The sequence below is a fragment of the Sphingobacterium sp. InxBP1 genome (assembly GCF_026191775.1).
GTDB classification, from domain to species: Bacteria; Bacteroidota; Bacteroidia; order Sphingobacteriales; family Sphingobacteriaceae; genus Sphingobacterium; species Sphingobacterium thalpophilum.
In genome coordinates this window covers 37405-56684 of the sequence record NZ_JAINDX010000040.1, presented here as the reverse complement: position 1 = coordinate 56684, position 19280 = coordinate 37405, and the positions used below count along the sequence as shown (strand labels likewise).

18 protein-coding genes and 4 tRNA genes are annotated in these 19280 nt (G+C 43.5%); 21 read left to right on the top strand and 1 reads right to left on the bottom strand.

All coding sequences use genetic code 11. From position 1 onward, the window contains the following. Positions 1–18: 18 nt before the first annotated feature. The 13 genes from ccsA to K7A41_RS04585 all read left to right on the top strand — a co-directional run bounded on the left by ccsA (position 19) and on the right by K7A41_RS04585 (position 13285). Entirely contained in the window at positions 19–684 is a 666-nt protein-coding gene (gene ccsA, locus K7A41_RS04645; protein ID WP_028072453.1) for a cytochrome c biogenesis protein, read from the top strand. A 137-nt stretch (positions 685–821) separates the two neighbouring features. After that, positions 822–1031, top strand: coding sequence for a CcmD family protein (locus tag K7A41_RS04640; RefSeq protein ID WP_028072452.1), 210 nt, complete (start codon positions 822–824; stop codon positions 1029–1031). Between the two features lie 12 nt (positions 1032–1043). Next, on the top strand, positions 1044–2027 hold the full coding sequence (locus tag K7A41_RS04635) for a DUF6427 family protein (protein WP_037534681.1): 984 nt from the start codon (positions 1044–1046) through the stop codon (positions 2025–2027). Between the two features lie 222 nt (positions 2028–2249). After that, on the top strand, positions 2250–3530 hold the full coding sequence (locus tag K7A41_RS04630) for a hypothetical protein (RefSeq protein ID WP_265712793.1): 1281 nt from the start codon (positions 2250–2252) through the stop codon (positions 3528–3530). 58 nt (positions 3531–3588) lie between these two features. Further along, a complete protein-coding gene (gene lptC, locus K7A41_RS04625; protein ID WP_232048632.1) occupies positions 3589–4161 on the top strand; it encodes an LPS export ABC transporter periplasmic protein LptC in 573 nt (190 codons plus the stop codon). A gap of 256 nt (positions 4162–4417) precedes the next feature. Next, positions 4418–6523: a peptidylprolyl isomerase gene (locus K7A41_RS04620; protein ID WP_265712792.1), complete on the top strand. Its 2106-nt coding sequence runs from the start codon at positions 4418–4420 to the stop codon at positions 6521–6523. A 62-nt stretch (positions 6524–6585) separates the two neighbouring features. After that, positions 6586–7098 carry a DUF2480 family protein gene (locus K7A41_RS04615; protein ID WP_265712791.1) on the top strand — a complete coding sequence of 171 codons (513 nt, stop codon included), beginning with the start codon at positions 6586–6588 and terminating at the stop codon, positions 7096–7098. 36 nt (positions 7099–7134) lie between these two features. Further along, positions 7135–7920: a DUF3108 domain-containing protein gene (locus K7A41_RS04610; RefSeq protein WP_265712790.1), complete on the top strand. Its 786-nt coding sequence runs from the start codon at positions 7135–7137 to the stop codon at positions 7918–7920. Positions 7921–7925: 5 nt separating this feature from the next. Then, positions 7926–8507: a DUF3109 family protein gene (locus tag K7A41_RS04605; protein WP_265712789.1), complete on the top strand. Its 582-nt coding sequence runs from the start codon at positions 7926–7928 to the stop codon at positions 8505–8507. A 32-nt stretch (positions 8508–8539) separates the two neighbouring features. After that, on the top strand, positions 8540–9511 hold the full coding sequence (locus tag K7A41_RS04600; RefSeq protein ID WP_265712788.1) for a polyprenyl synthetase family protein: 972 nt from the start codon (positions 8540–8542) through the stop codon (positions 9509–9511). Further along, positions 9511–10563, top strand: coding sequence for a TerC/Alx family metal homeostasis membrane protein (locus K7A41_RS04595; protein WP_265712787.1), 1053 nt, complete (start codon positions 9511–9513; stop codon positions 10561–10563). Before K7A41_RS04600 ends, K7A41_RS04595 begins: the two co-directional genes overlap by 1 nt. 183 nt (positions 10564–10746) lie before the next feature. Then, entirely contained in the window at positions 10747–11934 is a 1188-nt protein-coding gene (locus K7A41_RS04590; RefSeq protein ID WP_028072441.1) for an aminopeptidase C, read from the top strand. Positions 11935–12046: 112 nt separating this feature from the next. Further along, complete coding sequence (locus K7A41_RS04585) at positions 12047–13285, top strand: thioredoxin family protein (RefSeq protein ID WP_265712786.1); 1239 nt, start codon at positions 12047–12049, stop codon at positions 13283–13285. A 65-nt stretch (positions 13286–13350) separates the two neighbouring features. Here the strand turns inward: K7A41_RS04585 and K7A41_RS04580 are convergent, their stop codons facing one another. Beyond that, the gene (locus K7A41_RS04580) at positions 13351–15474 is read right to left on the bottom strand and encodes a prolyl oligopeptidase family serine peptidase (RefSeq protein WP_265712785.1); all 2124 of its coding nucleotides are present in this window, start codon (positions 15472–15474) and stop codon (positions 13351–13353) included. Between the two features lie 255 nt (positions 15475–15729). Between K7A41_RS04580 and K7A41_RS04575 the strand changes: the two genes are divergently transcribed. The 8 genes from K7A41_RS04575 to K7A41_RS04540 all read left to right on the top strand — a co-directional run bounded on the left by K7A41_RS04575 (position 15730) and on the right by K7A41_RS04540 (position 19110). Further along, a complete protein-coding gene (locus tag K7A41_RS04575) occupies positions 15730–16485 on the top strand; it encodes a UDP-2,3-diacylglucosamine diphosphatase (RefSeq protein WP_028072438.1) in 756 nt (251 codons plus the stop codon). Next, positions 16467–17057: a Crp/Fnr family transcriptional regulator gene (locus K7A41_RS04570; protein ID WP_051607377.1), complete on the top strand. Its 591-nt coding sequence runs from the start codon at positions 16467–16469 to the stop codon at positions 17055–17057. Before K7A41_RS04575 ends, K7A41_RS04570 begins: the two co-directional genes overlap by 19 nt. A 64-nt stretch (positions 17058–17121) precedes the next feature. Then, positions 17122–17451: a DMT family transporter gene (locus K7A41_RS04565; protein ID WP_028072436.1), complete on the top strand. Its 330-nt coding sequence runs from the start codon at positions 17122–17124 to the stop codon at positions 17449–17451. A 97-nt stretch (positions 17452–17548) separates the two neighbouring features. Continuing rightward, entirely contained in the window at positions 17549–18622 is a 1074-nt protein-coding gene (gene prfA / locus K7A41_RS04560; protein WP_028072435.1) for a peptide chain release factor 1, read from the top strand. Positions 18623–18694: 72 nt separating this feature from the next. After that, positions 18695–18768: transfer RNA gene (locus K7A41_RS04555), tRNA-Asp, on the top strand. Positions 18769–18829: 61 nt separating this feature from the next. Beyond that, a tRNA-Asp gene (locus K7A41_RS04550) sits at positions 18830–18906 on the top strand. A gap of 28 nt (positions 18907–18934) precedes the next feature. Then, positions 18935–19008, top strand: a tRNA-Asp gene (locus K7A41_RS04545). Positions 19009–19033: 25 nt separating this feature from the next. Then, positions 19034–19110, top strand: a tRNA-Asp gene (locus K7A41_RS04540). Positions 19111–19280 lie beyond the last annotated feature (170 nt).

Genomic DNA, 19280 nt, shown 5'->3' with positions numbered 1-19280 from the left:
TATTAAATTCAAGTTACCATGAGAAAAAAATGGTGGAAAATACTAGCTGTTCTGATCATCAGTGCAGTCATTATTAATGGTCTTTTAGGCCCCGTCCCCCGTCTATTTATCCTTCACGAAAGTATACGAAATGTGTATTTTCATGTTCCGATGTGGTCTGCCATGATCGTTATGTATCTCATTTCCGTAATCTATAGTATCAAATACCTGAATACCGGCAAGCAGGAATACGATTTACTGGCAGTCGAAGCGGTTAACACGGGAATTACCTTTTGTTTTCTTGGGCTGGCTACGGGCATGCTGTGGGCAAATATCACCTGGGGTGAACCTTGGCCCAACGATCCCAAATTAAATGGATCAGCCATCGCGACGTTGATGTATCTTGCCTACCTCGTCCTGCGCAATGCACTTGAGGAGGAACAAAAAAGAGCCAAAATATCAGCAGTGTATAATATTTTCGCCTTTCCGATTATTATTGTACTACTCTATATTCTCCCAAAAATGACCGACTCTCTGCACCCCGGAAGTGGCGGGAATGCAACCTTTGGACAGCTGCAGATGAGCAACGAACTGCGGCCCACGTTTTATGCAGCCATGATTGGCTGGCCTATGATCGCATTCTGGATCTGCTCACTTCGCTACCGTATTCGTTTGCTGGAGAAAAAACAACAAGAATCCGATTAGGGCGGCTTACCATACGTGCAATCGACCAGCCTATAGAAATAAAAGAATATAATGCGATGGGAAGCGGGATATAAAATCTATAGACAGTACAATACGATTCTCCAACGCCCATCGCCCATTAAAGACATATAATTAAGATGAAAAAAATAACATTATCAATTGCTTTACTTATCTTATCGACGCTAAGCACCTTTGCGCAGGACGACGTAGAAATGGCCACCGGCCTCCGCAGCGAAGGCAAGATCTACGTGGTGGTCTTAGTGATGCTGGTCATCTTTCTCGGACTGGGTTTCTTCCTCTTTCTGCTGGACCGCCGCATCAGCAAACTGGAAAAAAAGAATAAATAATATATTTATCGCATGATTATAGGTCAGTTTCGGAATTACACGCCCATAAATATTCTGTTCTTATCCGCAGTAGGTTTTATACTATGCCTTGGCATATTTCTCCACCTTCCGGATAAGCTGGACTCCGTAATCTTTGAACCGGCCCTCGGCAATCTTTTGGGAGAAAACAACCTGATCAACCTTTCTCCTGCAACCAATGTCTTTATCACCCTGATTTTGACCATCTTTCAGGCAACTATACTCAACCGGATCACCAGCCACTTCAATCTGCTGGGAAAGCCCAGCTTTCTGGTGGCTCTGATGTACATGACCTTGGCCAGCCTATTTTTGCCTTTTCTGGTTCTCTCACCGACCTTGATCTGTAATTTTATATCGATATGGATGCTCAGCAAATTGCTTTCCCTATATCGGCAGACGGACGTAAAAGCGGAAATGTTTGATCTAGGGATGATTGTTGGCATCGGAAGTTTGATCTACTTCCCCTTTCTTAGCATGTTCTTTTTGCTGTGGATCAGCCTGCTTATTTTCCGGCCATTTAACTGGCGGGAATGGATCACACCACTGCTGGGGCTGGCAACCATTTATTTTATACTCGCGGTGATCTATCTATGGGTAGGAAAAATGGAACTTTTTTATACCATCTGGTTACCTTTTACCTACAAATTTCCTACTGCAATCCGCATTCAGCTTGTCGATTATCTGGTACTGATTCCGATCATTTTCACCTTGATTCTCTTTCTGCTGATTCTAAAAGATAATTTCTTTAAGAGCATCGTGCATATCCGCAAGTCCTTTCAGTTGCTATTCTTTATGTTATGCCTCGCAATAGCCTCCTTCTATTGGAACAAAAAATTAACGGAAGCCCATTTCCTTCTCTGTGCACCTCCTATTGCTATTTATATGGGCTATTATTTTACCTATGCTAAAAAGAAGTGGTTTTTTGAGGTCATATACGCCATCATCGCACTGACGATAATTTACTTCCAGTTTTTCTAAAACACTGTGCAACAATTGTTTAACCTTTTTTAACAAAAACGGCTTAACAAGCTCACAAAAATTGAATAGTTTTGTATGCGATTAAAAGCAAAAAACATTTAATTATACGAGTCAAAAACTCGAAGATTCACTCAAACTAAATAAACATTAGTTTCTCAATTTTATAGGTTGACCATGCAGAAACGCTTTATAAGCTCTCTAAAAAATAAATCCCTCCAACTGTTGTTAGCAGGTGGACTTTTAGCTAGTTCTACGACCGCATTTGCTCAAAAAACAACATCCGCCTCACCTTATTCTCAGTTGGGGATAGGCCAAATGCGTGAAGATTTATTACCTCAGCAGAGAGCGATGGGCGGTATCAGTACTGGTGTACGTACCTTGGATGGACTTTACTACAATACCAACCCAAGCAATCCGGCCTCGTACTCCGCAGCGAGGATGAGCATTTTTGATGCTGGGCTGTATGGCAACTTTACTCAGCTAAATTCAACAACCCGGTCGGACAATACAGCGGATTTTGCTTTCAGCCATATCACCATGACCTTTCCGATGAAGCGGTTTGGTGGTATCAGCTTGGGTATTTTACCCTATTCGGATGTGGGCTACCGTACGGAATCACAGGAAACTATTAATTCGTCCGTCTTCCGAAAGGTGTTTACAGGCGAAGGCGGTTTGACCAAAGCTTATGCGGGTTGGGGTGTCAGGCTAGTTAAAGGTCTGAGTATAGGAGCTAACGTGTCTTATCTTTTTGGCACACTAAATGATTATAGCCGTGTGGAATTTCCCGTGTCTTCCGGCGCACTGAATGTACAGCAACAGGACAAACGCGAAATTCAGGGTATTATTCTTGACTATGGTTTACAATACGAACATGTCTTCAATAAGGAATACGCCGTCACGCTTGGATACTCCGGATCCTTAAACAACGATATCAAGGATCGCTCCACCACATTTGTAACGAGGCTTGCACCATCAGCAGATCCTGACAATGCCAATCTACCTACAGATACGACCTTCCAATCGCCTCGTGAAAGTAGACATTTGACGCTACCTTTAAAACATAACGTCGGTTTTACCTTGGCCCGCAGTGGCCGCTGGTTGGTTGGTGCGGACTTTAAATATGCTGATTGGTCTAGATTTCAGGTTCGTACAGGCGAAAACCGTCTACGTAAAAACTATGGCGTAGCTGTAGGGGGACAATTGACACCCGACCGGACATCCTTTAAGTATTTAAACCAGATTGACTATCGTCTTGGTTTCAGGTACAACAAGACACAGTACTATTTAAATGACCAGAATATCAACGATATGGCTGTAAGCGTCGGCGTGGGTTTACCATTGGCCCGTAATCAATATACAGGAGCGTTCTCCAAAATCAATGTATCTGCCGAGTTCGGCCAAATGGGCAAAATTGCAAACGGTCTCTTACGCGAACGATATATCAATATCAACATCGGCTTTACCTTAAATGACCGCTGGTTCGTCAGAAATCAATTCAACTAATAGGATGGGACGCAAAATATTTGCAAATTCCATAACAGTATATTTATCGCCCCTGGTCATGCTCGTTTTACTAGGGGCGCTCTTATTGACGTCCTGTGAACCAGACCTGAAAGAGGTCGACCGGATTGCCAACTTAAAGAAAGAAGAAGCAGTGGATATATCACGCCACGTTGACATTATTTATAGTGACTCGTCCAAAGTTAAAGCTAACCTGACAGCGCCCGAAATGCGCATCAAGCACGACAGTAGTCAGGTGTACATCTTCCCCAAGAGTATTAAAATCATTTTTTACGACGAGAATCTCAAAGAAACACAACGTATTACCTCCGATCACGCGGTAAGAAAGGAGAAGGAGAAACTGACGATCTTCACGAAGAATGTGGTCGTGACCATCGCGGATGGGTCAGTTTTTAAAACGGAAGAAATTATCTACGACGAAGGAGCCAAAGACCCCAACAGAACCTTTTACAACCATGTTCCGATCCAAGCGTTCTTTAAAGATCAGCGAGGCAACCTGCAGGGAACCTCATTTAGCTCTGATAAAGACCTCTTGCATGCCAATATCCAGAATGCGACAGGCATGGTAATCATCAAAGACAACAGCTTGTTTCCAACGATAGGCGGCAGATAGCTCCACTGTTATCAAACAACACGTTCAGTTGATAAGGGGTCTTATTGTTTCGCGTCACGGTTATGCCATCGCAGGATGAGGCCAGCAACTCTCCAAAAAACAGCTTATACAATTTGTTTTCAAATTTGTTTTCTTACATTCAGGAAAATATTCCGTTTTTTTTTATAAAAATTGTATCTTGCACCGCATTTTGCTATGCTATGCATAAATTAACGAAATACAAGTATTTACACAATATAAACACAATAAGCAGACTATGGGATTAATGGGCTTTTTGCGTAACAAAGCTGGTATCATCTTGACAGCAGCAATGGCTATCGCAATTTTAGCATTTTTACTAGGCGATGTCGTTCGAGGAGGAGCTCCTTTTTGGGCAAGACATCAAAATCGTGTAGGGGAAGTCAACGGAACGGAAATTGAGTATCCTGAGTTCAACCAACAGGTAGAGCAAGCAGAAGAAATGTTCAAACAGCAAATGGGCGGCGCGGTCACTCCTCAGATGAGAACTTACGCCGTACAACAGGTTTGGAATCAATTCTTGTCTAGAGAAATCTTGAAGAAAGAAATCGAAAAAGTCGGTTTGACCGTGGGTAAAGACGAGTTGAATGATTTAGTAAAAGGGCCAAATCCTTCACCACAGATCGTTCAGGCTTTTACGAATCCCCAAACTGGACAATTCGACCATGGTCAATTGATGACTTTCATAAGCCAGATGAACACCGCTGGCAATCCAGCAGTGGCCCAACAGTGGGAAGCCTTGCTTGAAGGTGTACGCGATGAACGCCTAAGCAGTAAATATGGCGAATTGCTTTCCAACAGTGTATATGTAACGTCATTGGAGGCAAACGAAGAATACCAAGAGCGCAATAAGCTGGCAAACTTTAAATATATTCTGTTGGATTACGCTTCGGTAAAAGATGCGGATGTCAAGTTATCAGATGCTGATTTTCAGCAATATTATGACGAACATAAAAATATGTTCAAGACGCAGGAGGAAACCCGTGCCATCCAATATGTCGTTGTGGACGCCAAACCACTTGCCAAAGACTCCTTGGCTGTAAAAGAGGCTATCAACAAACTGAAACAAGACCTGATTGTAGCTAAAGATGATTCCTTATTTGCGTCCATCAACTCGGACAACAAATACCCATTCACCTATGTAAAAAAAGGTCAGTTGAGTCCTTCTTTGGATTCCGTGGTATTCAATGTAGCAGCGGGTACTACAGTTGGTCCATTTTTAAATAATGGTGCTTATGAAATTGCAAAAGTCGTATCGACTGTAGTAGGTCCTGACTCAGTGAAAGCTTCTCATATCTTATTGGACCCAACTGCAGAAGGTGGTGTCGACAAGGCATTGGCAAAAGCAGATTCGATCAAAGGTCTAATTCAGAAAGGAGACAACTTTGCTGCCCTCGCAGTACAGTTCAGCAACGACCCCGGAAGTAAAAACAACGGTGGTGAGCTCGGTACGTTTACCAGAGGCCGTATGGTTCCTGAATTTGAAAAAGCTGTATTCGAAGGCAAAGCTGGCGAGATCAAAGTTGTCAAATCTCAGTTTGGTGTCCATGTCATCAAAATAGAAAAACAGATCGGCACAGCCAAATATGCTAAGGTAGCCATCATTGACAAAGTTATCAGCAGCGGTAAAGAAACATTAAACAACGCGCATAGTAAAGCGACTGCATTCTTATCAGCTGCTACCGCGCAAAACTTTGCTCAGGAGGCGAAGAAGCTAGGACTTGAAGCGCGTACAGCTTCCCGCGTATCGGCAATGGACAATGTGCTCGACGGCGCTGAAGCTCCACGTGATTTGATTCGTTGGGCGTTTGAAGCTAAAAAAGGTGATGTTTCGGACAAAGTGTTTGAAACTGAAACTTCCTACATCTTGGCTCATTTAGTCAATATACAGCCTAAGGGAACACTTGCTCTGGATGCAGTAAAAAAAGATATTGAACCTGCTGTAAGAAATATGGTGAAAGCAAGGCTGTTGAAAGAGAAATTTGACAAAGCTTTAGCCGGTGCTTCTTCAATTGATCAGGTCGCTCAGAAAGTAGGCAAATCAGCGATCCAGGTGGAGAATGTTGTGTTTGCAAATCCGGTGATTCCTGGTGTCGCACTCGAAAACACAGTAGTAGGTACCGTATTCGGTCTGCAGCCAAACAAGCCTTCCAAAGCAATCGAGGGCAACACAGGTGTCTATGTGGTACAGGTAAATGGTTTCACCAATCCGGCGGCAATCCCTGACATCAATGCGCAAAAGAAACAAATGCTTGCTGCTAAAGCTCAACGCGCGTGGGGATCAATCTTCCGTGCATTACAGGACAAAGCTGAAATCATTGACAATAGAGTGAAATTCTTTTAGAAGATTTTTGAGTAAATTTGTAACCGGACGAATTATCGTCCGGTTTTTTTTTTTGATAGGATATGGATATTCAAACAAATATTGTCAATAAGGTTGCACAGAGTGGCTTGATCACGGTGGATCTGGCAGATTATCACCCTCATGCTGATAATGTATTATATGACATTAAAGATAATTTATTCCACGGATTGATTCTAAAGGAGAAAGACTTCCGCGAATTCATAAAATCGCACGACTGGTCACAGTATACAGGCAAACATGTAGCGATCACTTGCAGCGCAGATGCCATCGTACCTACCTGGGCCTATATGCTACTGGCCAATAAGCTTGAACCCTATGCTGCTACTGTCATCTTCGGCGACCTGGACGAACTCCTGCGTATCCAGTATGCCGCCGCCATAGCACACATCGATATGGAGCAATATCGGGACCAGCGGGTCGTTGTAAAAGGCTGTGGCGACATTCAAATTCCGGAATCTGCCTTTGTGCAATTTACCGTGAGACTCAGCAAAGTAGCAAAAAGTATCATGTACGGTGAGCCCTGTTCGACAGTTCCCGTTTTTAAGAGAAAATAACATTTTCTTTCAAACAAATTTCGTAAACTTACGTACATGAAACTTATATCGACTTTGCTCCTTTACTTATCCGTTTTTGTAAGTACTGTTTTCGCACAAGACCTGCCCCATTTGAAGGAATCTGCCTTTAAAGCAGGAGAAAAATTAAAGTATAGATTACGTTATGGTATTATCTCGGCTGCAACGGGAACTTTGACTGTGAGCGAAGCCAAAGATGGGCAGGGGAATCCGGCGTTCCATCTGTATGCTGCTGGCAGAACAGCCGGAGCATTCTCCATATACACGGTAAGAAATGAGTATAACTCCTATATAAATAGCAGAACATTTTTACCTTATTACTACACGGAAAACATCCGTGAGGGCGGCTACAGACGCAACGATAAAGTCCGCTTTAATCAGGAAGCACGCACAGTGTCCGGCAATAAAGGAAATTTCACCTCAAAAGTTGACCAAACATTTGATTTGTTATCGTCCTACTATTTTGCACGCAATCTGGACTTATCTTCCGTAAAGCCGGGGGAATCCTTTAAACTGACTTACTTCCTTAATGATGAAATCGCCACATTAGGGATACAATATATCGGAATCGAAAAAATAAAAACCGAGTTAGGCACGTTGGAGTGCCTCAAATTTAGTCCTGAAATCAAACCGGGACGTATCTTTAAGAAAAATAGCAAACTTTATCTATGGGTTACCAACGATGGTAACCGGATCCCGGTTAAGGCCAACGTCGATATATTGATCGGTTCGGTCACCTTAGAGCTTTTGGAGGCACAGGGGCTAAAATATAAACTGGGACAGAGAGCGAGCTACTCAAAATAACAATAATGATTGAAGTAGGAAATGTGTTGGTACACGAAGATCTGATCAATAACGACTTTGTGTGCAATCTATCAAAATGTAAAGGGATCTGCTGTATCGAAGGGGATTCAGGTGCGCCTTTATTGGAAAGTGAAAAGGCTATTCTGGAGGAAATTTATCCAAAGGTAAAACCCTACATGACGGCCAAGGGCATTGAAGCCATTGAAGAACAAGGCAAATACGTGGTCGATATAGATGGTGATCTGACCACCACCTGTGTGGACGGGAATAAGGAGTGTGCGTACGTTACCTGGGAAAATGGTATTACGAAATGTGCTATCGAAAAAGCTTACGAACTTGGCGAGATACATTGGCGCAAACCCATTTCATGCCATCTCTATCCGATTCGCACGACACATTATCCCGAGTTTGACGTGCTTCATTATGACCGATGGCATATCTGCAAAGATGCCTGCACCTTTGGCAAAGAATTGCAGGTTCCGGTATATAAGTTTCTGAAGGATCCGCTGATCCGAACTTATGGCGAAGAATGGTACAAAAATCTGGAAAAAGCAGTGGATGAGTTATCACAAAATGATTATCTTTAAGCTTTAACTACTTTGGTATTTCACCCTAATTCATGTCAAAATTAAAAGAGATCCAACGCCCTATTGCCCACGAACTTGAAGCTTTCGAAAAGAAGTTTAAAGCTTCCATGAAAAGCTCCGTTCCACTGTTGGATCGTATTACCCAATACCTAATCAAACGAAAAGGCAAACAAATGCGGCCGATGTTTGTATTCTTTTCTGCAGGGATCTGTAATGGAATCAACGAATCGACATATAGAGGAGCTGCTTTGGTAGAATTGTTGCATACAGCCTCATTGGTTCATGACGATGTAGTCGACAACTCCTATGAACGGAGGGGCTTCTTTTCGATCAATGCGCTGTGGAAAAACAAGATCGCTGTACTGGTGGGAGATTTTCTGTTGTCCAGAGGCTTATTGCTGTCTGTAAAACATCAGGATTACCACCTGCTGAAGATCGTATCGGAGGCGGTAGACCAGATGAGTGAGGGCGAGTTGCTCCAAATCGAAAAAGCGCGCAAGCTGGACATCGAGGAGTCCATTTACTTCGAGGTAATACGGAAGAAAACGGCCTCCCTGATCGCCTCTTGCTGTGCCTGCGGCGCCGCGTCGTCCAATGCTGATCAGCAGACCGTGGACAAGCTGCATCAGTTTGGTGAGAAAATCGGCATTGCATTTCAGATCAAAGACGATCTGTTTGACTTTGGACTGGATGATGTAGGCAAACCGGTAGGAAATGATATTAAGGAAAAAAAGATGACCTTGCCTTTGATCTACGCTCTCAGTCATACCAGTAACAGCGAAAAACGCCGAATCATCAATCTGGTTCGAAACCACAATGAAGATCCAAAAAAAGTCGCCGAAGTTATTGACTTTGTCCGCACTAGCGGCGGTCTGGATTATGCCGCAGAAAAAATGCGACAATATCAGCAGGAGGCATTCCAGATCCTGGAAGCTTTTCCCGAGAATGAATACAAGGCAGCATTGCTTCAATTAGTAAAATATACAACAGAAAGAAAAAAATAATGAGTCACGAATTAATGTTTTTTGGAGGTTTTCTCATCTTCATTGCGCTGATGCTCGCCATTGACCTTGGCTTGTTTTCTAAGGGCGACAAACCGGTGAGCCTGAAAATGGCCGCGATCATGAGTGCAATCTGGGTGCTCTTTTCTCTGGGCTTCTACTGGTTACTCCGTCACTACGGGTTTGAGTTACACAATATCCATGATCTGGACCATCTACAACAGATTATCGTTAAGCATCATCACGACATTAAGATTATCCCGGGAGACTTAGCTGCTAGCCTGGACATCTATAACAAGAATCTTGGCCTTGAATATTTAACGGGCTATGTGGTCGAATATGCACTGTCCGTAGATAATATCTTTGTTATGGTATTGCTATTTACTTCCTTTGGCATTCCCGAACGTTATTATCATAAGGTGTTGGTCTGGGGCATCCTAGGCGCTATCGTTATGCGTTTCCTCTTTATTTTCCTGGGCGCAACTTTAATCGCCAAGTTTGGCTGGATCCTGTATGTTTTTGGTGCCTTCCTGGTATTTACAGGTATAAAAATGTTTATCAACCGCAACCAGGAAGAAGAGGTTGACCCGCAAAACCACCCCGTGGTTAAATTCGCATCCAAGTATTTCAAAGTAACACCTAAACTGGACGCTGGCCATTTCTTCCATATCGAAAATGGCGTGAAATATATGACGCCGCTTTTCCTGGTATTGCTTGTCATCGAATTTACCGACCTCATATTTGCCGTCGATTCGATCCCAGCGATTTTCTCGGTGACCAAAGACCCCTATATCGTCTTTTTTTCCAATATTTTTGCGATCCTCGGACTGCGGTCGATGTTCTTCTTATTGGTCAATATTATCCATAAATTCCAATACTTAAAAGTAGGTTTAGCATTTTTATTGGTTTTCATCGGTCTGAAGATGCTGCTGCACCACTGGTTAGCCGAAGTGGGCTTTACTACGACGCATTCTCTTATTGTGATCATTAGTATACTGGCATTAAGTATCATTGCCTCACTCCTATTTCCGAAGAAAAAGAATATCCCAGCATAATATAGAACAGGGGCCGTTGAATACGGCCCTCTGTTTTTCAGTACCGTCCACGTAGCCGCTGATTCGATCAAACGAATCAAAATCGAGCTTCCTTTTTAGAACAATTATTTTACAGAGGAATGGGCCTTACTAAATTTAATTTATTTATTTTAGCACCACTTTAAAATTAACAACATACTAACAATGAATTGGAATAAATCGATTGTACTGGCTGCTTCTCTTTTCGCAGCTTCGTTCCAGGTACAAGCACAGGACAATTTGATCAATGCCCTAAAAGCAAATCAAAATGACAATAGTAAATCGGGGTTTACATTTACAGAGGTGATCAACCTTGGTAATACTTCCATTAAGGATCAAGGTTCTTCCGGTACATGCTGGTCCTATTCTGGCAACTCCTTTTTGGAGTCAGAGATGATCCGTATGGGCAAAAAACCGGTCGAAATCTCTCAGATCTTTACTGCTCGCAATACCTACCTGGACAAAGCACGCACGTATGTCCGCCTTCATGGAGGACTATCTTTGGGCGAAGGTGGCCAGTTTCACGATGTATTGAATTCATACCGTAAATACGGTGCAATGCCACAGTCCGCATATACTGGATTGCATTACGGAACTACCCGCAACAACTTTGGCGAAATGACCTCCATGCTGGATGCTATGCTCGGGTCTATTGTCAAAGGCAAAACATTAACGCCAAACTGGGAAAAGGCCTACACGGCAGCCATGGACTCCTATCTGGGTGAAGTTCCTGAAAAATTCGAGTACAACGGGAAATCGTATACGCCACGTACCTTCGCGGATCAAGTAATCGGCATCAACCCAGACGACTACGTAGGTATTGCTTCGGTCACCGATCATCCTTATTACAGTCAGTTTGTTCTGTTGATTCCGGACAACTGGTCATTCGACCGTTTTTACAACGTGCAGATGAATGATCTGACAGATATCATTGACAATGCCCTACAAAAAGGATACACGGTTGCCTGGGCAACGGATGTATCAGAAAAAGGATTTTCCTGGAAAAATGGTGTTGCCTACGTACCAGAAAAACCATTTGAGCAAATGACTGATCAGGAAAAGGCGACGATGTTTGTTGGACCTAAACCTGAAATGAAAATAACACCAGAAGAGAGACAAAAAGCCTTCGACAACTGGCAGACAACTGACGATCATGGAATGCACATCGTTGGTCTGGTCAAGGACCAAAATGGTAAAGAATATTACATCGTGAAAAACTCATGGGGCACCTCCAATGATTACAAAGGTTATCTATATGCCACAAAGGAATTTGTACGCTATAAAACAACTTCTTTGCTGTTACACAAAGATGGCTTGTCCAAAGATTTAAAATCCAAGATAAATATCAAATAAGGGATTTATCAAGCTTTAAAAACACCTCTGAAATATTAATTTCAGAGGTGTTTTTGTTTTGGAATTAATTTAATAACTTAAACCTAATTATGAATCTAGATGTACAGTGAGTATGAGAAGTATAATCGCACTATGCCTTACTATTTTATTCGGGAATATGGTATATTCCCAGACCAAGGGGGTTAAATTTGTGGAGGGATTAAGCTGGAAACAGGTCAAAGAAAGAGCGAAGGCAGAAAATAAGTTTATCTTCGCTGAATTATTTGCCACTTGGTGCGGCCCCTGCCAATACATGAGCAACGAGATCTTTCCGTTGGAGCAGGTGGGCGAACCCATCAACCAGAATTTCATCAGCATTCGCGTCCAAATGGACTCCACCGATGCGGATAGTGAGTTCGTTAAGAAATGGTATGCTGATGCCCGGGCACTGTCCGATGCGTACAATATCCAGTCCTTTCCGACCTTCTTAATATTTAACCCAGATGGTGAAGCCGTTCACCGGATTGTCGGCGCCAGCGACGCACCTGAATTTGTTGAGCATGTGACCGATGGTCTATATCCGGAGACACAGTATTATACCCTGCTCAAGAAATTTGAAAAAAGACCGCAGGACATTTACACAGCCAAACAGATGCTTAAAGCAGCCAATGTAGCCTACGACGAAAACACTGCACGACGGGCTGAGAGTACATTGGCCAGTTCATTATCCACCGATGAGCTCTTCAAAAAGGAAAATGTACATATTTTGCTTGCCGCAGCAAAGTTTACAAACTCCAAAGCGTTCAATCTCATTCGCAACAATAAAGAGAAAATCGATATCCTGCTGGAGTCTCCCGGTATAGCCAACCGAACGTTAGCCAACGTGGTCGTCAACGAGCTGCTGCAGATAAAAATCGATGCCAAAAATGAACCGAATTGGGACAGCTACCAAAGTGAACTTGCCGCAAAATATCCCGACATCGACTTCGTGCCCATGTTCAAAAAAATAAAAGCACATTATTACCTCCAGGTCAAAAATTATGTTGCGATGAAAAATACGATCAATGATTACTTATCTTCCGAAGATTTCACAGCGCATCAGCTCAATACCTTTGCCTGGACCATATTTAATAACAGCAGTGACCCGGCATGTATTGATGCGGCGATCAGCTGGAGCAAAAAATCGATCATAGAAGATCCCAGTTCGGCTTTCCTTGATACGTACGCCAATCTGCTTTATAAAAAAGGGGAAAAAGAAAAGGCGATCAAATGGCAAAATAAAGCAATAGAAATGGCTAGCGAAGATGATCGGCCGATTTATCAGGAGACATTGGATAAAATGGCCAAAGGCATAAAAACCTGGGAAAATTAACACCGTCCAACACAAAGCAAAAGGACCAGATTCATATTGAACTGGTCCTTCTTTTTTCGTTATGGCTACTTGAGCTCCCTCACCCCCATGTTCCAAAGGGCAAAGGCATATTTATCGACAGTGCTATTGATCAAAACTTCTGTAGATCGCCCTGCACCATGTCCCGCTTTGGTTTCTATACGAATCAATACGGGATTATCACAAGCCTGTTTTGCCTGGAGCTCGGAGGCAAACTTATAAGAGTGTGCCGGAACGACGCGGTCATCATGATCTCCTGTCAACACCATCGTTGCCGGATAGCAAACACCTGTTTTCACATTATGCACAGGCGAATATCCTTTCAGATACTCAAACATCTCCTTACTATCATTGACAGTACCATAATCGTACGACCAGCCTGCTCCCGCTGTAAAGGTATGGTAACGTAACATATCCAGAACCCCTACTTCCGGAAGGGCAACTTTCGCTACTTTCGGATCGATCGTCATCGTGGCTCCCACAAGCAGACCGCCATTCGAACCGCCTGACAATGCGGTATATTCTGGTGATGTATAACCGTTTTCCTGCAGATAATGTGCCGCGGCGATAAAATCATTAAAGACGTTCAATTTGTTGAATTGTCGGCCGCCATCATGCCATTTCTGTCCATATTCACCTCCACCACGTAAATTAGGAACTGCATAGACACCGCCATTCGCCAGCCAGACAGCTACCGAGGTACTGAATGCAGGTGTCAAACTGATGTTGAATCCGCCATAACCATAGACAATTGTTGGATTTTTCCCATTTAGATCAATCCCCTTCTTGTAAGTGATAATCATCGGCACCCTGGTTCCGTCTTTGGACGTATAGAAAACCTGCTTCGACTCGTAGAGATTGCTGTCAAATTTGACTTTTGGCTGGATATAAAGGTTTGTCTGCCCCGAATTGACATCGAGTTTATAACTCGACGCAGGCGTAATATAATTTGAAAAGCCAAAGTAAATTTCCTTCTCTTTCTTCTTTCCTGAAAAGCCACTTGCCGTACCTACTCCCGGCAGTTCGATCTGTCTGATCTTCTTTCCCGTGTAGTCGTATTGGAGGACGACGGAAACAGCATCTTTCAGATAATGCGCAAACAGATAACCACCGCCAGTGGTCAGGGAAAGCACATTCTCTGTCTCCGGAATGACGTCTTTCCACTGCTCTCTAGCTGGATTCTTCAGATCGACCTTCACCAGCCGATTGTTAGGCGCCTTATAGTTCGTCTCTAAAAGAAAAGTATCTCCAATATTGTCAACGACTCCCGTATTCGCATCAAAATTATCCTGCAGGCAGATAATCTTACTGTCTGACTGGCTCAGATCCTGATAATATAACTCGTTTCCGGTGGTCGTATTCGCTGCTGATATAATCAGGTAGCGTTCATCATCTGTCAACGAAGCTCCTACATAACGCCGTGGTGTGGCCGTTCCACCAAATATCAATTTATCAGTGGATTGTGGGGTATTCAATTTGTGGTAATACAACTTATGCTGATCAGTCTTCTCAGACAGTTCAGACCCCTTGGGTTTATCATAACTGGAATAATAAAAACCGTCGTTCCCCTTCCAGGCAATCCCCGAAAATTTCACATCCACCAGGGCTTCACCTACCGGCGACTTGTCCTTTGCGCGCAGGACAATGACTTTTCTCCAGTCCGAGCCACCTTCAGAAATCGAATAGGCCACCAGACTGCCGTCTTTGGAAAAAGATACATCTGCCAGTGACGTTGAACCATCCTTGGAAAAGGTATTTGGATCCAGGAAGACCTCCTCTTTTCCCTGCTCCCCTTTTTTACGGTACAAAACCGAATGTTGCTGAAGGCCGTTATTTTTGAAGAAATAGGTATACTCCCCCTCCTTGAACGGTGTTCCTATTTTTTCGTAATTCCATATCTCGGTCAGCTGTTCTTTCAGTTTGGAGCGGAAAGGAATAGTATTTAAATAATCAAAAGTTACTTTATTTTCCGCCTGCACCCAGCTTTTTGTTTCTGGAGACCGGTCGTCTTCCAGCCAGCGGTAAGGATCCGCCACCTTTTGCCCCCAAAATTCATCAACAACGTTTCCTTTAGTTGTCGATGGATATTTTAACTGCTGCCCATAGCTACTTGTTACTGTACCTGCCATACCTATCATCATCAGGATAAGACCAATTTTTTTGTTTATCATAAAGAACTTTATACTAGTTTCTACCAAAAATAACAAATATAATTTCAGATTCCATCGTATTCAATAGATAATCATCCTAGTATTCACACTGCCGGTCCCGGTCTATAAGAAATGGGCAAGCTTCTGAATCAAAAACAAGGGGTACCCCGCTATCAGTTCCTAGCATCACACCCTGTGGATGGACCGCGGCTGCTTCGCATATAAGATATTGGAGCGAATTTTGTATTCGCCGCCATTTTGTTTAGTTTTGGACACATGTCAACGAGAAAAAAAATCTACTTCGCCTCTGATTTCCACCTGGGGTCTTATCCCCCTGAGCGTTCGCATGAGCGGGAGAGCTGCATCATACAGTGGCTGGACCGAATCAAATCAGATGCTTCCCATCTTTATCTTGTTGGCGATATCTTCGATTTTTGGTTCGAATACAAAACCGTAGTCCCAAGAGGTTACCTCCGCTTTTTAGGCAAACTGGCAGAGATCGCGGACCTGGGAATCCCTATTACCTTTTTTAAAGGTAACCACGATATGTGGATGTTCGATTACTTTAAAAAGGAGCTCCATGCACAGATCATCGACAACGAACTGGAACTGGAGCTGGACAACAAACTATTTTTTATCCACCATGGTGATGGACTGGGATCGGGCGATTACAAATATAAGCTGCTAAAAAAAGTGTTTCGAAGCCGCATTTGTCAGTGGCTATTTGCCCGCCTGCACCCCAATCTAGGTATTGGAATAGCGACCCGATGGTCCAAACACAGCAGGCTCGCCAATAATGAAGACGAAAAATTTCTGGGCGAGGATAAGGAATGGCTTATTGGCTATGCCAAGGAAATAGAAGATAAGCGGCATCACGATTTTTACATCTTCGGTCACCGCCATTTGCCTTACGATATAACATTGCCTACCGGCAGCCGCATTGTCAATCTTGGTGAATGGATCAATTACTATACCTACGCGGTGTGGGACGGTGAAACTTTACGTTTAGAAAAATGGGAGAAACAGCTGTAATTTCTTTAGCAGATTGCCTGCAGAGCTATCATTTTATGAATCCAGACAGCAGCGCTAAAATAGAGCAGATCAGCAAGAAACTGGTTTGCAAACGCAACAGCATACTCGTCCAACAGGATAAAATACAGCACAGCATTTACTTTCTGGGTTCAGGACTGGCCAGGGTATATTATGAGACCTCCGAGCGGCAGATTACGTTGGATTTTGTGTCACCGGGCGGGACACTGATATCCATGAATAGCTATGTCCACGGTACCGCGGGTTATGAAAATATCGATCTGCTCGAAGAAAGTACAGTGTATCAGATCGATCAGGAACAGTTGTTTGAATTATATGAAAGCGATATCGCCATTGCCAATTGGGGTCGGAAAATGGCTGAGCTGGAGTTTATCAAAGCCGAACAGCGCTCCATGTCCAAGCTATTTAGTACGGCTCAGGAGCGATACGCCGAATTACTGAAAAAATACCCGCAATATATACAGCGCATCAAGCTCGGTTATATTGCCTCCTATCTGGGGGTTAGCCAAGTGACCCTCAGCCGGATCCGCGCCAATATACAGTCCAATTTTTAACAAATGTTAAAACTATTTTGGCACAAAAGACAGACCTTTGTTGCAGAAACAAAAAAGATAAAATATGAACTGGATATTTTTAATTCTCGGCGGATTGTGTGAAATTGGTTTTACCACTTGTCTCGGAAAAGCGAAAGATGCGCAAGGCAGTGAACAATGGTTGTGGTATGGTGCCTTTATTGTGTTTCTGGCTGCGAGCATGGGCTTACTGATCAAAGCGACTCAAACGCTTCCCCTTGGCACAGCCTACGCGGTATGGACCGGAATAGGTGCTGTAGGCACGGTCTTAATGGGCATAATCTTCTTCAAAGAACCCGCAGACTTCTGGCGCATATTCTTTATTTTCACCCTGATCGCTTCTATCATTGGATTAAAAGCAGTTTCCGCTCATTAATAGCTGCCTAGGTAGTTCAAAAGCAACAAAATTTCCTTACTTTTGTACACTCAATAGTAATCTAGGTCATAATTCCTAGAAGAAGCATTTTTGATATATGTTAGATAAATTACAAGCGATCAAAGAAAGATGGGAAGAAGTGGAAGCCGAATTGAGCAACCCTGAAACCATGCAAGATATGAAACGTTTTGCCAAACTGAATAAAGAATACAAAGATCTGGGCAAAATCGTTGAGCAATATCATATTTATAAAAATATGGTCAGCAATATCGAAACCAATAAGGACATCATCATGAACGAAAAAGACCAGGAGCTTCGTGAGATGGCTAAGGAGGAATTGGATCTATTGCTGGTGGAAAAAGAGCAGAAGGAGGAAGAAATCCGTTTGATGCTCATTCCGAAAGATCCTGAAGATGCCAAAAACGCCATTATCGAGATCCGTGGTGGAACAGGAGGTGATGAAGCAGCCTTATTTGCCGGTGATCTTTACCGTATGTACACCCGTTATTTTGAAAGTAAAGGCTGGCGCAACGAGGTGATGGATGTCACTGAGGGAACATCCGGCGGCTATAAAGAGGTTATTTTAAAAGTAATCGGTGAAGATGTTTATGGGCAGTTAAAGTATGAATCCGGAGTACACCGTGTCCAGCGTGTACCTGATACAGAAACTCAGGGCCGTGTGCACACCTCGGCTGCCTCTGTCGCTGTATTACCGGAGGCCGAAGACGTAGACGTCGAAATCAATCCCGGTGATATTGAGATGCAGACCTCACGCTCCGGCGGTGCTGGTGGGCAGAACGTCAACAAAGTAGAGACCAAAGTACAGCTCACGCATAAACCTACCGGAATTGTCGTTATCTGTCAGGTCGAACGTTCGCAGTTAGCTAACCGCGAACTGGCCATGGAAATGCTGCGCAACAAGCTTTATGAACTCGAACTGAATAAAAAGAACGGCGACATCGCGGCCAAAAGAAAGACTTTGGTATCCACTGGAGACCGCTCTGCCAAGATCCGGACCTACAACTACCCTCAGGGCCGTGTAACTGAACATCGCATCGGAATGACGATGTATAATCTGCCTGCTATCATGGATGGTGATATTCAAGGTATTATCGACGCATTGCAATTTGCAGAGAATGCGGAGAAGATGAAAGAAGGCCAAGTAGAGTAGTTTTTTTCAAAAAACCTTTGCAGATACGTAAACAAACGCTATATTTGCACACCTTCTGAGAGGAAGGGTTGAGGTCTGGTAGTTCAGCTGGTTAGAATACATGCCTGTCACGCATGGGGTCGCGGGTTCGAGTCCCGTCCAGACCGCATCAAGATAGAGCCAAAAGCTCATCACGTTCTTTAACAAAATAAGTTTTTAAGATTTTTAGGTCTGGTAGTTCAGCTGGTTAGAATACATGCCTGTCACGCATGGGGTCGCGGGTTCGAGTCCCGTCCAGACCGCCAAAACTTAAAAACAATCCTTAAGATTTTAGGTCTGGTAGTTCAGCTGGTTAGAATACATGCCTGTCACGCATGGGGTCGCGGGTTCGAGTCCCGTCCAGACCGCTAAAATTTTAAACAATCCAACGTTGGTCTGGTAGTTCAGCTGGTTAGAATACATGCCTGTCACGCATGGGGTCGCGGGTTCGAGTCCCGTCCAGACCGCCAACAAAAAAAGCATCATTTTCCTCAAATGATGCTTTTTTTTTGTTTATATGCTTATCCGCGTTTGTTTAACTCATACTGCCACGCCCTTGAAGGGCATCTCCCAATCTGTTCCACCAGTTCCTCGGTTGTTCCACTTGCTACAGTAATCTCCCCATAAAACCACCACCTGC